At 73.8% G+C, this 13798-nt stretch carries 14 protein-coding genes; 11 read left to right on the top strand and 3 right to left on the bottom strand.

Features of this window, described 5'->3' with window-relative positions:
* Positions 1 to 54 precede the first annotated feature (54 nt).
* The 5 genes from ACF1AG_RS19655 to ACF1AG_RS19635 all read left to right on the top strand — a co-directional run bounded on the left by ACF1AG_RS19655 (position 55) and on the right by ACF1AG_RS19635 (position 5796).
* A complete protein-coding gene (locus ACF1AG_RS19655) occupies positions 55 to 1743 on the top strand; it encodes a DNA alkylation response protein (RefSeq protein WP_359601619.1) in 1689 nt (562 codons plus the stop codon).
* Between the two features lie 135 nt (positions 1744 to 1878).
* A complete protein-coding gene (locus ACF1AG_RS19650; protein WP_387797100.1) occupies positions 1879 to 3033 on the top strand; it encodes a WD40/YVTN/BNR-like repeat-containing protein in 1155 nt (384 codons plus the stop codon).
* 73 nt (positions 3034 to 3106) lie between these two features.
* The gene (locus ACF1AG_RS19645; protein ID WP_359601617.1) at positions 3107 to 3784 is read left to right on the top strand and encodes a uracil-DNA glycosylase; all 678 of its coding nucleotides are present in this window, start codon (positions 3107 to 3109) and stop codon (positions 3782 to 3784) included.
* Positions 3781 to 4788 carry an N-acetylglucosamine kinase gene (locus ACF1AG_RS19640; RefSeq protein ID WP_387797102.1) on the top strand — a complete coding sequence of 336 codons (1008 nt, stop codon included), beginning with the start codon at positions 3781 to 3783 and terminating at the stop codon, positions 4786 to 4788. The genes ACF1AG_RS19645 and ACF1AG_RS19640 overlap by 4 nt, the downstream gene beginning before the upstream one ends.
* An 84-nt stretch (positions 4789 to 4872) precedes the next feature.
* Positions 4873 to 5796 carry a hypothetical protein gene (locus ACF1AG_RS19635; protein WP_359601615.1) on the top strand — a complete coding sequence of 308 codons (924 nt, stop codon included), beginning with the start codon at positions 4873 to 4875 and terminating at the stop codon, positions 5794 to 5796.
* Positions 5797 to 6151: 355 nt separating this feature from the next.
* Here ACF1AG_RS19635 and ACF1AG_RS19630 read toward each other — a convergent pair whose 3' ends face one another.
* Entirely contained in the window at positions 6152 to 7639 is a 1488-nt protein-coding gene (locus ACF1AG_RS19630; RefSeq protein ID WP_391810103.1) for an FUSC family protein, read from the bottom strand.
* A gap of 203 nt (positions 7640 to 7842) precedes the next feature.
* Here ACF1AG_RS19630 and ACF1AG_RS19625 point away from each other — a divergent pair, with 203 nt between their 5' ends.
* The 3 genes from ACF1AG_RS19625 (at position 7843) to ACF1AG_RS19615 (ending at position 9939) form a co-directional block, all read left to right on the top strand.
* Complete coding sequence (locus ACF1AG_RS19625; protein WP_391810102.1) at positions 7843 to 8319, top strand: Lrp/AsnC family transcriptional regulator; 477 nt, start codon at positions 7843 to 7845, stop codon at positions 8317 to 8319.
* A gap of 19 nt (positions 8320 to 8338) precedes the next feature.
* Positions 8339 to 9046, top strand: a complete 708-nt coding sequence (locus ACF1AG_RS19620; RefSeq protein ID WP_391810101.1) for an HAD family hydrolase — start codon at positions 8339 to 8341, stop codon at positions 9044 to 9046.
* A 143-nt stretch (positions 9047 to 9189) separates the two neighbouring features.
* Entirely contained in the window at positions 9190 to 9939 is a 750-nt protein-coding gene (locus ACF1AG_RS19615) for a DUF4142 domain-containing protein (protein WP_391810100.1), read from the top strand.
* A gap of 19 nt (positions 9940 to 9958) precedes the next feature.
* On the opposite strand, the gene ACF1AG_RS19610 is transcribed toward ACF1AG_RS19615, so the two are convergent.
* Positions 9959 to 10747: a LysR family transcriptional regulator substrate-binding protein gene (locus ACF1AG_RS19610; RefSeq protein WP_391810099.1), complete on the bottom strand. Its 789-nt coding sequence runs from the start codon at positions 10745 to 10747 to the stop codon at positions 9959 to 9961.
* Positions 10748 to 10829: 82 nt separating this feature from the next.
* Here ACF1AG_RS19610 and ACF1AG_RS19605 point away from each other — a divergent pair, with 82 nt between their 5' ends.
* Both ACF1AG_RS19605 and ACF1AG_RS19600 read left to right on the top strand, forming a co-directional pair.
* Entirely contained in the window at positions 10830 to 11231 is a 402-nt protein-coding gene (locus tag ACF1AG_RS19605) for a DUF5997 family protein (protein ID WP_359601609.1), read from the top strand.
* A 185-nt stretch (positions 11232 to 11416) separates the two neighbouring features.
* Entirely contained in the window at positions 11417 to 11902 is a 486-nt protein-coding gene (locus tag ACF1AG_RS19600) for a hypothetical protein (protein ID WP_387797109.1), read from the top strand.
* On the opposite strand, the gene ACF1AG_RS19595 is transcribed toward ACF1AG_RS19600, so the two are convergent.
* Positions 11871 to 12464 carry a hypothetical protein gene (locus ACF1AG_RS19595; protein WP_359601607.1) on the bottom strand — a complete coding sequence of 198 codons (594 nt, stop codon included), beginning with the start codon at positions 12462 to 12464 and terminating at the stop codon, positions 11871 to 11873. The two genes, ACF1AG_RS19600 and ACF1AG_RS19595, sit on opposite strands and share 32 nt — an antisense overlap.
* Before the next feature lie 158 nt (positions 12465 to 12622).
* On the opposite strand from ACF1AG_RS19595, the gene ACF1AG_RS19590 reads away from it, so the two are divergent.
* Positions 12623 to 13696 (top strand): MerR family transcriptional regulator, encoded by a 1074-nt coding sequence (locus ACF1AG_RS19590; RefSeq protein WP_391810098.1) that lies wholly within the window; start codon positions 12623 to 12625, stop codon positions 13694 to 13696.
* Positions 13697 to 13798 lie beyond the last annotated feature (102 nt).

Genomic DNA, 13798 nt, shown 5'->3' with positions numbered 1-13798 from the left:
GCTTCAGCGTGTTGCACTGTTGCTGCACCCGCAGCGATAGTGCAACACTCAGTCATGACCATCACGCGCGCCGACGAGCTGCAGCAGACCCCCTTCGGACTCGGCGCCCTCGGCGGCGCCACCCACGACGTCACCAACCAGCCCCCTCACCCGGCCCCGTACGACGCCTCGGACGACGTCGCCCTGCTCGAAGGGGTGCGGCGGGAGGGCGCCGGCTGGGCGGAGGAGGACCTGCGGCGGCTGGGACGGCTGGCGGGCGGTGAAGAGGCGCAGGAGTGGGCCGACCAGGCCAACCGTCACGAGCCCGAGCTGCGCACCCACGACCGGTACGGGCACCGCGTCGACGAGGTCGACTTCCACCCGAGCTGGCACCACCTGATGCGCACCGCCGTCGCCGAGGGACTGGCCGGCACGCCCTGGGCGGACGACCGCCCCGGCGCGCACGTCGTCCGCACCGCCGGCGGACTCGTATGGGGCCACACCGACGCCGGACACGGCTGCCCCACATCCATGACGTACGCGGCGATCCCCGCCCTGCGCAAGCAGCCCGAACTGGCGAAGGTCTACGAGCCGTTGCTGACCAGCCGGGAGTACGACCCCGGGCTGCGCGTGCCGACGGAGAAGCGCGGGCTGCTGGCCGGCATGGGGATGACCGAGAAGCAGGGCGGCTCCGACGTCCGCACCAACACCACGGCCGCGACGCCGACCACCGAGCCCGGTGTGTACACCCTGCGCGGCCACAAGTGGTTCACCTCGGCGCCGATGTGCGACGTGTTCCTGGTGCTGGCGCAGGCGCCGGGCGGGCTGTCCTGCTTCCTCGTGCCACGGGTGCTGCCCGACGGCACCCGCAACACCTTCCGCATCCAGCGCCTCAAGGAGAAGCTGGGCAATCGCTCCAACGCCTCCTCCGAGCCGGAGTTCGACGGGACGGTGGCCTGGCTGGTCGGGCCCGAGGGGCAGGGCGTGAAGACCATCATCGAGATGGTCAACTGCACGCGTCTCGACTGCGTGATGATGTCGGCGGCCCTGATGCGCAAGACGCTCGTCGAGGCCGGCCACCACGCCCGGCACCGCAGCGCCTTCGGAGCGCGGCTGGTGGACCAGCCGCTGATGCGCAACGTGCTGGCAGACCTCGCGCTGGAGTCCGAGGCCGCCACGACGCTCACCCTGCGGCTGGCGGGTGCGGCGGACCGCGCGGTGCGCGGGGACACCGGGGAGGCCGCGTTCCGGCGGATCGCGACGGCCGTCGGCAAGTACTGGGTCACCAAGCGGGGTCCCGCCTTCACCGCCGAGGCGCTGGAGTGCCTGGGCGGCAACGGGTACGTCGAGGACTCGGGGATGCCCCGTCACTACCGGGAGGCCCCGCTGCTGTCCATCTGGGAGGGCTCGGGCAACGTCAACGCCCTCGACGTGCTGCGGGCGCTCGGCCGCGACGCCGCGACCGCGCAGGCGCTGTTCGACGAGCTGTCGCTGACGCGTGGCGCGGACGCCCGTCTGGACGCGGCCGTGGCCGGACTGAAGGACCAGCTGGCCGAGGGGTCGCAGGTGACGGCCCGCCGGCTGGTGGAGCGGATGGCGCTGACGCTGCAGGCGTCGCTGCTGGTGCGGCACGCGCCTGCCGCGGTCGCCGACGCGTTCTGCGCGACGCGGCTCGGCGGCGACTGGGGACACGCGTTCGGGACGCTGCCGGCGGGGGCGGGGCTGGACGCGATTCTGGAGCGGGCGCTGCCCGGGCGGGAGTGAGGCGGGGCCTCCGGCTGGGGAGCGAGGGCTCTCGCCGAGCGGGCGGACGGCGGTCGGACGTGTCTCGGGTCGTCCGTCACAGGCCCGCCGCACCGCCGTGACCTGCGGTCATGCCGCGTCCGACAGTGACTGTCAGTGGTGGGGTGCACACTGACCGGTGTCCTGATCGAGGACGTCGAAGGCGATGTCACGGAGGTGATCGGCATGACCGAGGTACTGCTCGCCGTGGGCACCCGCAAGGGCCTGTTCATCGGACGCCGGCGAGGCGGCTCCTGGGAGTTCGACGAGTCCCCCTACTTCAACGCGCAGGCCGTGTACTCGGTCGCGATCGACACCCGGGGGCAGAGCCCTCGGCTGCTGGCCGGCGGGGACAGCGCGCACTGGGGGCCGTCGGTGTTCCACTCCGACGACCTGGGCCGCACCTGGACCGAACCGGCCCGGCCTGCCGTCAAGTTCCCGCCCGACACCGGGGCCTCGCTGGAGCGGGTCTGGCAGCTGCACCCGGCGGCGGCCGAACCGGACGTGGTGTATGCGGGCACGGAACCGGCCGCGCTGTACCGCTCGGAGGACCGCGGGGAGTCCTTCGAGCTGGTCAGACCGCTGTGGGAGCATCCCACGCGCTCCAAGTGGGTGCCGGGCGGCGGCGGTGAGGGTCTGCACACCGTGCTGACCGACGCGCGCGACCCGCTGGCGGTCACGGTGGCCGTCTCCACCGCGGGCGTGTTCCGCACCCTGGACGGCGGCGCGAGCTGGGCCCCGTCCAACTCGGGGGTGTCGGCGGTGTTCCTGCCGGACCCGAACCCGGAGTTCGGGCAGTGCGTGCACAAGGTCGCCCGGGACGCCGCGGACCCGGACCGGCTCTATCTGCAGAACCACTGGGGGGTCTTCCGCAGCGACGACGCGGGCGCGCACTGGACGGACATCGGCGAAGGGCTGCCCTCGACCTTCGGGTTCGCGATGGTGACGCATCCCCGTCGCGGCGACACGGCGTACGTCTTCCCGATCAACGCCGACTCCGACCGGGTCCCTGCGGACCGGCGATGCCGCGTGTACCGGACCGGTGACGCCGGACGCAGTTGGGAGCCGCTGTCTGCGGGGCTGCCGCAGGAGGACCACTACGGCACCGTGCTGCGCGACGCGATGTGCAGCGACGACGCCGACCCCGCCGGCGTCTACTTCGGCAACCGCAACGGCGAGGTGTACGCGTCCGCGAACGACGGCGACAGCTGGGAGCAGTTGGCCACCCACCTGCCGGACGTCATGTGCGTGCGGGCGGCGGTCGTCGGATGAGGTCCGTGCGGATCCCGCCGGGTTCGGGCCACGGGTTGATAGCCGCCGCCGACGCGGCAGTAGGGTGACGCCCGTGGCACCACGACCCTTGAACGAAATCGTCGAAGCGGGCTGGGCGCAGGCCCTCGAACCGGTGGCCGGGCGGATCGCCGCGATGGGGGACTTCCTCCGCGCGGAGGTCGCCGCGGGCCGCACCTACCTCCCGGCGGGGGCGAACGTCCTTCGGGCCTTCCAGCAGCCCTTCGACGAGGTACGCGTCCTGATCGTCGGGCAGGACCCGTACCCCACGCCGGGGCATGCGGTGGGCCTGAGCTTCTCCGTCGCCCCGGACGTGCGCCCCCTGCCCGGCAGCCTGATCAACATCTTCCGCGAGCTGAACGGCGACCTGGGCCTGCCCCAGCCGTCGAACGGCGACCTGACCCCGTGGACCGAGCAGGGCGTGCTGCTCCTCAACAGGGCGTTGACGACGGCCCCGCGCAAGCCGGGCGCCCACCGCGGCAAGGGCTGGGAGGAGGTCACCGAGCAGGCGATACGCGCGCTGGCCGCCCGCGGGAAGCCGCTCGTCTCCATCCTGTGGGGGCGGGACGCCCGCAACTGCCGCCCCATGCTGGGTGATCTGCCCGCCGTGGAGTCGGCGCACCCCTCGCCGATGTCCGCGGACCGCGGGTTCTTCGGCTCGCGGCCGTTCAGCCGGGCCAACGACCTGTTGATCCGTCAGGGCGGGCAGCCGGTGGACTGGCGTCTGCCGTGACCCGGGCCGGCTACCTCGCCGTGGACAGCGGGGGCTCCGGCCTGCGGGCGGTCGTCGGGGCGCCCGGGCGAGGTCCGCTGGCCCGGGCCTCCTCGGACGTGCCGGTGCGCACGGGAGAGCGGGGGATCGACCCGGGGCACTTCCTGGAGCAACTGGTGCCGATGGCGCGGGCGATGAGCGCCGAGGCGGGACTGGAGCGGCTGGACACGGCCGCGATCGGCGCGGCGGGGATGGCCAGCCTGGGCGACGCCCTGCGCGCGGAGCTGCCGGACGGGCTCGGGCGGGAGCTGGGCGTCAGGCGCGCGGTGCTGGCGGCCGACGCGGTCACGGCGTACGTGGGCGCGCTCGGGCCGCGCCCCGGCGCGGTGATCGCGGCGGGTACGGGCCTCATCGCGATCGGCACGGATCTGGCCGGCTGGCGGCGGGCGGACGGCTGGGGGCATCTGCTCGGCGACTGCGGCGGCGGCGCGTGGATCGGGCGGGCCGGGCTCGAGGCCGCGCTCCGCGCGCACGACGGGCGGGACGGCGGTTCCGCGCGGCTGCTGGCGGACGCGGAGGAGATGTTCGGTCCGGTGACGGGGCTGCCGGGTCAGGTGTACCCGCGTGCCGACCGGGCGGCGGTGCTCGCCTCGTTCGCTCCGCGCGTGGGCGCGTGCGCGGAGGACGGGGACCCCGTGGCCGTGGACATCGTGCGTGAGGCGGCCCGGCACATGGCCGAATCGGCGGCCGCGGTGTGCCCGGCGGAGGGCGCCCCTGTGGTCGGCTGCACCGGCGGTCTTCTCGGGCTCGGCGAGGTGCTGCTGGGCCCGCTGGACGAGCGGCTGGCGGAGCTGCTGCCGGACGCGCGGCGGGTGCCCGCCGAGGGTGGTCCGCTCGACGGTGCGGTGCGGCTCGCCGAGGACCTTTCCGCTGGTCCGCTCGCTCTTCCGAGTGACGGGAGAATGCTGTGCGTGACGAGCACGGGGGGAACGGACGTCACCCTCACGGCCGACACCCGTACGTAACTCATCCGACAAAACCGGACGGATACCGCTCACCTGCACCCTCCCCGAACAGGAGACCCCCGGAAGCCACTAACATGCCGCAACATGAGCACCCCCACTGGGCCCGCGTCCGGCCTGCCCGTACGAATGCCGCGCCCCCGCCAGCCCGGACGGCACCGCCGTCCCGAACCCCTGGTGGCTCCCGAGGACGCGCCCGCGCTCGTCCTCGCCGTGCCGGGTAAGCCCAGTAGTGCCACCCGCTCGCTCGCCGACGAGGTCGTGAGCATCGCACGGTCCGAGCTGCCCGGTCTCGACGCCCGGATCGGCCACCTCGACGGGGGCGAGGAGGAGTTCCCCTCGCTGGCCTCCGTCCTCGCGAACGCGGCCGAGGAGCGCACCGCCCGTTACGAGCAGGCGCGTGCCGCCGGTTCCGACGTCAAGGAGCCCGACGGCCCCGTCGCCGTCGTCGTGCCGCTGCTCGCCGGCCCGGACAGCGCGCTGCTGCGCCAGGTCCGCCAGGCCGTCATGGACAGCCGCGTCGCCGCCGAGCTGACCGACGTCCTCGGCCCGCACCCGCTGCTCGCCGAGGCGCTGCACGTGCGGCTCTCCGAGGCCGGTCTGGCCCGCGCCGACCGTGCCCGTCTGTTCACCGTGGCGACCGCCGCGGACGGCATCATCCTGGCTTCCGTGGGCGGTGACGAGGCGGTGCAGGCGGCCGGCATCACCGGCATGCTGCTCGCCGCGCGCCTCGCCGTGCCGGTGATGGCCGCGGCCCTCGACCAGGAGGGCTCCATCTCCTCCGTGGCGGAGCAGTTGCGCAACGCCGGTTCGCAGCAGCTGGCGCTGGCGCCGTATCTGATCGGCCCGGAGATCGACGCCTCGCTCGTCGAGGAGGCCGCGAAGGAGGCGGACTGCCCGGCGTCCGAGCCGCTCGGTCCCTACCCGGCGATCGGCAAGCTGGCCCTGGCCAAGTACACGACGGCCCTGGGGATCTCCCCCCAGCAGCCCCAGAGCACGCCGGCCCGCTGACGCGGGCAGTTCATCTCGCAGGACGCCTGAAGGGCCCGCTCCGGTCACCGGAGCGGGCCCTTTGGCGTGGGTGGCCGGCCTGCTCGGCCGGGTCTGACGCGGGGTGCGACCCTGGGCGCGAGCCGCTTGCGGGCGTCACGGCGCCACCATGGTGAGTACCGGCGCATGGAGCTGCCCGCCTGACGGCACCGCCGGTCCAGTGGCGGCGGAAGCCCGCGGCACCGCGCACGGGGCTTGGGCGGGCGCGTGAGCGGCGCCTGGCCGGACGCGCACCCCGGCGGAAGGCCGCCGCACCTTCCCCGGGGCGGCGGCTCCACCGCGACCCGAGGTCAATAGGCGGGCGAAGGCCCGAGTCTCACGCGCCCACCAAAGGCGAGCCCGACGGTGTCCGCAGAGGGGTCGACAGTTCCGCGAGGGTGCGTTCCAGGGTATGGAGGTGCGCCAGGGCCGGTTCCGTTGCGGAGGGGGCCGTGCGCGGTGGGATGTCGCGGCCCGTCGTGAGGGCCTCGACCGCCGCCTCGACGCGCCAGCAGGCCGCGGCCAGGCGGGCGTCGTGGGAGGCCTCGGGGTCGGCGGCGACGGCGACCAGCCCGCGGATCTCGCGAGCGCAGTCGTCGAGCAGGGCGAGCACCTGGCGGGCCCGCCGTTTGCGGCCGAGCATCGGGTTCAGCGGGTGTACGAGGGGCGCCACGGAGAGGCGTACGCGGGCGAGGAGCTGCTCCAGTTCGCCGACCGTGGGCGCCGGGTCCGCGTCGGGGTCGCCGGCCAGCCGTGCGGCCGTCTGCGCCGTGCAGGCGTGCACACAGCGCAGCGCCCGCCGGATCCAGGCGTCGGTGACGCTGTGCGTGGACACGGGCAGTACGAAGACCACCGCCAGCGCCGCGCCGAGCGCGCCGACGCCGGTCTCCGCCATCCGCAGGGCCAGCAGGGACGGGGTGAGCACGCCCAGCAGGCCGTACAGCATGGCGGCGAGGACCGTCACCCAGAGCATCATCCAGGTGTAGGAGAGGGCCGCCGTGTAGAAGATGCCGAAGACGGAGACGGCGACGACCAGCACGGTGAGCACCGCGTCGCCGTGCGCGGGGACGGCGACGAACAGGGCGAGTCCGGCGCCGATGATCGTGCCCAGCACGCGGCGGAAGCCGCGCACCAGTGTTTCGCCGCGCGAGGTGGTGTTGACGAAGGCCCACCACGTCGCGCCGACGGCCCAGTACCAGCGCTCGCCGGACACCAGCTGCCCGACGAGCAGGGCGAACCCCGCGCCGGCCGTCGCCTGAACGGCCTGGCGGGTGGTGATGCGGGCGAGCCCGGTGCCGCCGGGCGGTGCGGGCACGGCCGCGGGGGGCAGCCGCCTCTCGTAGCACCACAGGCCGAAGCGCACCGCGCCCGCGGTCGCGACGGACAGCAGCACGGAGGCGGACAGCTCGGCGAGCTGGCCGGTGCGGGCGTGCAGGAACTGCGCCGCGAAAAAGAGCATGAAGGCGAAGATGCCCAGGGCGTGTCCGCGCGGCCCCCAGCGCCTGGCGTACACGCCGAGCCCGACGACGGCGAGGAAGGCGACGTCGCGGGCCACGGCGTGGTCCTGGAGCGCCGCGGCGGTGGCCAGCACGGGCAGGCCGGCGGCGGGCAGCAGGGCCGTGGTGACGGCCTGCTCCCGGACGGTGGCGTCGGTGACGGTGAACAGGGCGAGGAGCGCGGCGAGTCCGCCGGTGATCGCGCCGGTGAGGGAGTGCCCGGCGAGCCCGCAGGCGACGACGGCCAACCCGATGCCGAGCACGGCCCGCGTCGCGAACCGCAGCCGGATCCGTCCCGGATCCGGAGCCATGAACACCTTCTTCAGCACCTACCGCCCCCTGGCTTCTCGTACGACGTGCGTCGTGGCATGAGAAAGGCGCCGCGGGTCCCGCAGCGCCATCGACGCACCCATATCAGCATCTCGCCGCCAGTGGCTCAACCCAGCCCTGTCAGAGTGGTCCATTGGTATAGTCATGTCGGCATCTCTTGGGCCATCGCCGTGCCAATGGCCGACTCCGGAGCGACGACCTCGTGGCCGTGGACGAACTCGACACCCGCATACTGCGGCTGCTGCTGGAACAGCCGCGCACCTCCGTGCGTGAGTACGCGCGGATCCTCGGCGTGGCACGCGGCACGCTCCAGGCGCGGCTCGACCGCATGGAGCGCGAGGGGGTGATCACCGGAGTCGGCCCCGCCCTCTCCCCCGCCGCGCTGGGCCACCCGGTGCTGGCCTTCGTGCACATCGAGGTCACCCAAGGTCATCTGGACGAGGTGGGGGAGGCGCTGGCGGCGGTGCCGGAGATCGTGGAGGCGTTCTCCATCACGGGCGGCGGCGACCTGCTGACCCGGGTGGTGGCCCGGGACAACGCCCATCTGGAGGACGTGATCCAGAAACTGATCGGGATGCCGGGCGTGGTCCGCACCCGTACCGAGGTGGCGCTGCGGGAGCGGGTGCCGCACCGGTTGCTGCCACTGGTGGAGTCGATCGGCCGGTCGGCGCGCGCCTAGCCCCTGTCATGCTGGACGCATGAGCGCACTCGGCACCCTCTCGGTCGTTTTCGATCTCGACGGAACGCTCGTGGACAGCGAGCCGAACTACTACGAGGCGGGGCGCCGCACGCTCGTCGAGTACGGCGTCCCGGACTTCTCCTGGGCGGAGCACGAGAGGTACGTCGGGATCAGCACCCGGGAGACGATCTCCGACTGGCGCCACCGTTACGGCCTGTCCGCGTCGGTGGACGAGCTGGTCGCGGTCAAGAACGGCCACTACCTGGAGCTGGCCCGGACGAAGACGACGGTGTTCCCCGAGATGCGCGCCTTCGTGGAGCGGCTGGCGGACGAGGGCGTCCCGATGGCCGTGGCGTCGGGATCCTCGGCCGAGGCGATCGACGTGATCCTGGCCGGCACCGGCCTGGACGCGCATCTGCGCACCGTCGTCTCGGCCGACGAGGTCCCCCACGGCAAGCCTGCCCCGGATGTGTTCCTGGAGGCGGCGCGTCGGCTCGGCGCGGACCCGGCGGACTGCGTGGTGGTCGAGGACGCGGCGCCGGGTGCGGCCGCCGCGCACGCGGCCGGGATGCGCTGCATCGCCGTCCCGTACGTCGCCGCGCAGGCCGACGCGCCGGAGTTCGTCACGGCGGGCCTGCTGCTGCGCGGCGGCCAGTCGGAGTTCACGGCGCGGGCGGCCTGGGAGTGGCTGACCGGGACGGAGGCCGGCACCGCCCGCCGGAGCTGACCCGCACCGGCTCGGGAGCCGTCGGCCGCCGTGCGCGGGGTCCGCTTCCCGAAGCGGCCGAAGATTCTTTCCGGAACGGTGATTGTTACGCGCTCCGCGTCCGTACTTCCTGGTGTTGGGCCGTTCTCAACCCAGGAGGCACGATGCGCATCTCGCGCAGCACGGCAGGAACCGCGTTCGTGGGCGGAGCCATGATCCTCACCCTCACCGCGCTCGCCTATCCCACCATGCTGGGCGTACAGACCACTTCCACCAAGGCGGACCGGGTGGTCGCCAACACCAACTACGGCCCGATGACCGAGGCGGACCGCGACTTCGTGGTGAAGGTGCGTGCGGCCGGGCTGTGGGAGCACCCCCTGGGTCTGCTGGCGATGGAGCGGGGTACGACGCCCGAGATGAAGGAGGCGGGCGAGCACCTGGTCGTCGGCCACGGCCGGCTGGACGCCAGCTGCCGCAGAATCGCCCTGGAGCTCGGCATCACGCTGCCGAACCAGGCGTCACCGCAGCAGCAGGGCTTCGTGGAGACCATCAAGGCCACGAGCGGCAAGGAGTTCGACTCCACGGCGGTGAACATCATGCGGGTGACCCACGGGCAGATCTTCCCGGCCATCGCCAACATCCGCGCGAACACCCGCAACACGCTGATCCGGCAGCTCGCGGACCAGGCCAACGACACCGTGCTCGACCACATCACGGTGCTGGAGAAGACGGGCCTGGTCAATCACGAGCAGGTCAACTTCCAGCAGACCAGCCCGCCGAAGCTGCCCCGGGAGCAGGTGACGCCGCCGGCTCCGCAGGCGGGCGCGCCGGTGATCGCCCTGCCGATCCCGAAGGAGCTCGAGGACCTCAACACGGCCTCCCCGGTGCCGTCGCCGTCCGGCACGGTGCGCTGACGGGTTCGCGGCCCGCGGTTCAGGACCTGCGGCGGGGCTTCCCCCGTCGCGGGTTCTTCGCGCCTCCGCCGCCTCCGCCGGTCCCCCGCCGGGCACGGCCCGCTGCCCCGGCGGACGGCTGCCGGCCGCGTCCGCCGTCTCCCTGGCCCGACCGGTCCTTCTTCTGCTTCGTCTGCTTCTCCTGCGCGGGCTGCGGGCGGCGGCCGCGCGTGCTGTTGACGGTGCGGCCCCGCACGATGCCGATGAAGTCCTCGACCAGGTCCGTGGTCGCCGCCTCCGGCCAGGCCAGGCCCACGCTCGAGGCGGGCGCGTCATCCAGCGGGCGGTGGGCGAGGTCCTTGCGGTGGTGCAGCCGGGCCAGCGACAGGGGCACCACGAGCACGCCGATGCCTGCGGCGACCAGCTCGACGGCGTCGGCGGTGGTGGCCGGGCGTTCCAGCGCGGGGCGTCCTGGCAGGGTCTCCCAGTCGAGCACGTCGTCGAGGGGGCGCAGCACGATGTCGTCCGCGAGGTCCTCGACGGTGACCGAGTCGGCGGCGGTGACCAGGTGGTCCTTGGGGACCACGACGACGGTCTGCTCGGTGTAGAGGGGGATGGCGCTCAGCACCGTCCGGTCGACGGGCAACCGGACGAGACCCGCGTCGGCCTCGCCGTCCAGCAGCATTCCGTGGGCGGGCTGTGCGGGCGCCTGGGTGAGGGTCAGCGGGACGTCGGGCTGCCGCTCGTTCCAGACGCGCACCCACTTGTCGGGCATCACACCGGGGACGTACACGAGGCGGAACGAGGGGGACACTTCCGGGCCGGTCACCTGGCCAGGTTACCGGCCGTGACCGGCGGCCCTGCATCGGCCGTGGTCGGCGGCCGTGCACACGCTCGATACCCTGGACGCCATGACGCAGCACCAGAGCACCCAGACGATGAAGCCCGCGACCGCGGCGAAGAAACTGGGTGTGTACCTCGAGGCCACCCCCGCCGAGTTCCGGGAGGGCGTGGTCTCGCGCGCGGAACTGAACGCGCTCCAGGCCGACCCCCCGCAGTGGCTGCGGGACCTGCGGCGCGACGGCCCGCACCCCCGCCCGGTGGTCGCGGCCAAGCTGGGCGTCTCGATCTCCGGTCTGGCCCGTGCCGGCGTGACCGAGCCGCTCACCACCGAGCAGATCGAGGCGCTGAAGCAGGAGCGCCCCGAGTGGCTGGAGCGGGAGCGCGCCACCCAGGCCGAGGTCCGCAAGGAGACGGCCCGGCTGAAGGAGCGTGAACGCGAGAGCGCGGAGAGCGCCGAGAACGGCGACTGAGGCCCCCCTTCGACCGCCAGACACCCCCGGCCGGGTTCCCGGTCCGGGGGTGTTTCCGCTTCCGTCCCCGCGTGCCTGGAAATCGGGCATCGTCCCACCCCTTCCGGAGAACAGATATATGCACCACCATGTGGCGCTATCGCACGCGCCTGTGGCGGCGCGCCCGACCGCGCCCGGGGTGGGACATGCACGACACCAGGTGGAAGCAGGCCGTCGAATGGCTGGCCGCGGCGGCCACGGACCCGCAGGAGTGCAAGCGCCAGTGGGACCACGGCCAGGGCACGGCCCTGCTCGCGGCCGGGCGGTACTGGGACGTGCTGAGCGTGCCCGACCGCCTCGGGCTGCTGGCCCTGGACCTCCTGTGGAACGACCCCCTGGAGATGCCCGGGCCGACGCTGGTGGACGTCACGGCACGCCGGGTGGGGTTCTTCCTGCCGGCCGACCCCGACAGTGAGTGGGTGGGCTTCGGGGTTCGTCATGTGGGACGCGGGTCGTGGATCGCGGTGCCGCCTCCGTACCGGCCCTCCGGTCGGCTGGAGTGGCTGGTCCCGCCGGACGGCACCGGCACGCTGCACGCGGCGGAGCCACTGGAACGGGCGCTGCGGCGGGCGACGGGCACGCTGGCGGTGCTGGCGCCGGTCAGCGCGGAGCCGAGTCCTGACTGCTGGTGATCTCGGGATCCGGCGCCTGTTCCGGTACGGCGCCCCGGGGCGCCGCCGCCCCGGGCGTCTCGTCCGGCATCCCGCGCGAGCGCTCGCGCAAAGACATGACTTCGCGCGAGCGCCGAGAGTGCGGCAGCGCGTCCTCCGGCGGCCCGCCGGACGGCGTCGTCCCGCGCGACTGGGAGGGTCTTCCCTCCGACATCGCCTCATGCACCTCGCCGGACGTCCGCTCCGAGGTCTCGTCGGAAGGCTTGGCCTCCGCCGCCTCCTGGCAAGGCGCCTGCCCGGACCTCCCGCCGGACACCCGCTCCCGCTCCCCCGCCGCCGGCAGGAGGACGGGGACGCAGAACGGTACGGCGGGCACCGGGCCGCGGTCGGCCGGGGTCAGCACCGCGAAGGACGCCCACGCCCCCTCCCGGTGCCCCGGCACGGTGTGCCCCATTGCCCGCCACTCCGCGACGAGTTCCGCGTAGATCGGCGTGTTCGCCACATGGCCGCCGGTCAGTTGCGCGTACGGCCGGCTCACGGCGCCGTGCCCGAGAAGGCGCCGCGCCGTCTCAGTGCTGTCCATGCCGGAGCAACGCGCCTCCGTGCGCCCGTGGTACGCCGTGGGCTCCACCTCCGCCCGCGGGGGTGACATCGTCACCCGGTCGGCCGTACGCGTCGGGGAGGCCGGGGTTTGACCCTCGACCTGGTCGAGGCGGCAGGGTCCCAGGTGTGGAGAGCGAGATGCGCAGCATTGGTGAGATGGCCCGCGAGAGCGGGCTGGGCGTCAGCGCCCTGCGGTTCTACGACCGTGCCGGGGTCCTGGTTCCCGACCAGGTCGACGCGGTCACGGGCTACCGCTGGTACGCGCCGGAGCAGCTCGGTGAGGCCCGGGTGCTGGCCCGGCTGCGCCGTGCGGGCATGCCGCTGGCGGACGTCAGGCTGGTGCTGGCGGGCTGGACGGCCGCCGACACCGATCTCGTACGCCGGCTTCTGGAGGCGCATCTGCGTCGGCTGGAGGAGGGGCTGTCGGCCGCCCGCGTCGAGTTCTCCGCACTTCGTGATCTTCTCGACGACAGGGAGAACCCCCTCATGACCTCACCCCGTTCCGCCGCCCGGTTGTCCGTGTCCGGTCCCGGTCTGGCCGCCGCGCTGGACGCGGTCCGCTTCGCCGCCGGGACCGACCCCGAGCTGCCGGTGCTGGCCGGCGTCCATCTCGACGCCGAGGGCGACGCGCTGCACGTCGTGACGACCGACCGCTACCGGATGGCGGTGGCGCGCACCGCGGTCGGCGGGCACGGAGGCGGCCGGGTGCGGACGACCGTGCCACTGCCGCTCGTCGACGCGATGCGGGCGCTGCTGGACGGCGAGGACCAGGTGAGTCTCGCCGTGGAGGGCGGGCGTGTGAGCCTGGAGGCCGGTGACCGGCGGACGGGTGGCCCATGCGCGGAGCAGGACTTCCCGGACTACCGGCGCCTGGTGCGGCTGCCCGCCGGACGCCGTGCCGAGGTGGACGTGCCCGCGTTCACGGAGGCGGTGCGCACGGGTCCGGTGCGACTGCACGAGGACGGCGGCGCGAAGTCCGAGTTGACGGTGCTCGAGGTGTCGGAGGACGGCCGGGTCGCACCGGTGCCGGAGGGCGCCGACGGCCCGGACCTCGTAGCGGTGAACCGGGTGTTCCTGCTGGACGCGCTCGCCGCGGCGGCCGACGGCCGGCTCGTCCTGGAGTTCGGGGCCCCGACGGCTCCGCTCGCGATCCGCCGGCCCGGCGACGAGCACACGTTCTCGCTGCTGATGCCCGTGCGCCTGTCCGACTGAGGCGGCTCCTGGTCCCGGAACCCGACTGAAGCGGTCCCCGGTCACGGAAGCCGACTGAGGCGGGCCCAGGTCCCGGAACGCACGACGGCCCGGGCGGCTCCC

The organism is Streptomyces sp. NPDC014764 (assembly GCF_043082785.1).
In the GTDB taxonomy this organism is placed as follows: domain Bacteria; phylum Actinomycetota; class Actinomycetes; order Streptomycetales; family Streptomycetaceae; genus Streptomyces; species Streptomyces althioticus.
This window is presented reverse-complemented; position numbering and strand designations above follow the sequence as displayed.

Excerpts from the sequence above, each read along its gene's own strand:
- ACF1AG_RS19615 (WP_391810100.1), top strand. The coding sequence starts at position 9,190 with ATGCGCATCTCGCGCAGCACGGCAGGAACCGCGTTCGTGGGCGGAGCC.
- ACF1AG_RS19605 (WP_359601609.1), top strand. The coding sequence starts at position 10,830 with ATGACGCAGCACCAGAGCACCCAGACGATGAAGCCCGCGACCGCGGCG.
- ACF1AG_RS19635 (WP_359601615.1), top strand. The coding sequence starts at position 4,873 with ATGAGCACCCCCACTGGGCCCGCGTCCGGCCTGCCCGTACGAATGCCG.
- ACF1AG_RS19590 (WP_391810098.1), top strand. The coding sequence starts at position 12,623 with ATGCGCAGCATTGGTGAGATGGCCCGCGAGAGCGGGCTGGGCGTCAGC.
- ACF1AG_RS19595 (WP_359601607.1), bottom strand. The coding sequence starts at position 12,464 with ATGGACAGCACTGAGACGGCGCGGCGCCTTCTCGGGCACGGCGCCGTG.
- ACF1AG_RS19655 (WP_359601619.1), top strand. The coding sequence starts at position 55 with ATGACCATCACGCGCGCCGACGAGCTGCAGCAGACCCCCTTCGGACTC.
- ACF1AG_RS19600 (WP_387797109.1), top strand. The coding sequence starts at position 11,417 with ATGCACGACACCAGGTGGAAGCAGGCCGTCGAATGGCTGGCCGCGGCG.
- ACF1AG_RS19620 (WP_391810101.1), top strand. The coding sequence starts at position 8,339 with ATGAGCGCACTCGGCACCCTCTCGGTCGTTTTCGATCTCGACGGAACG.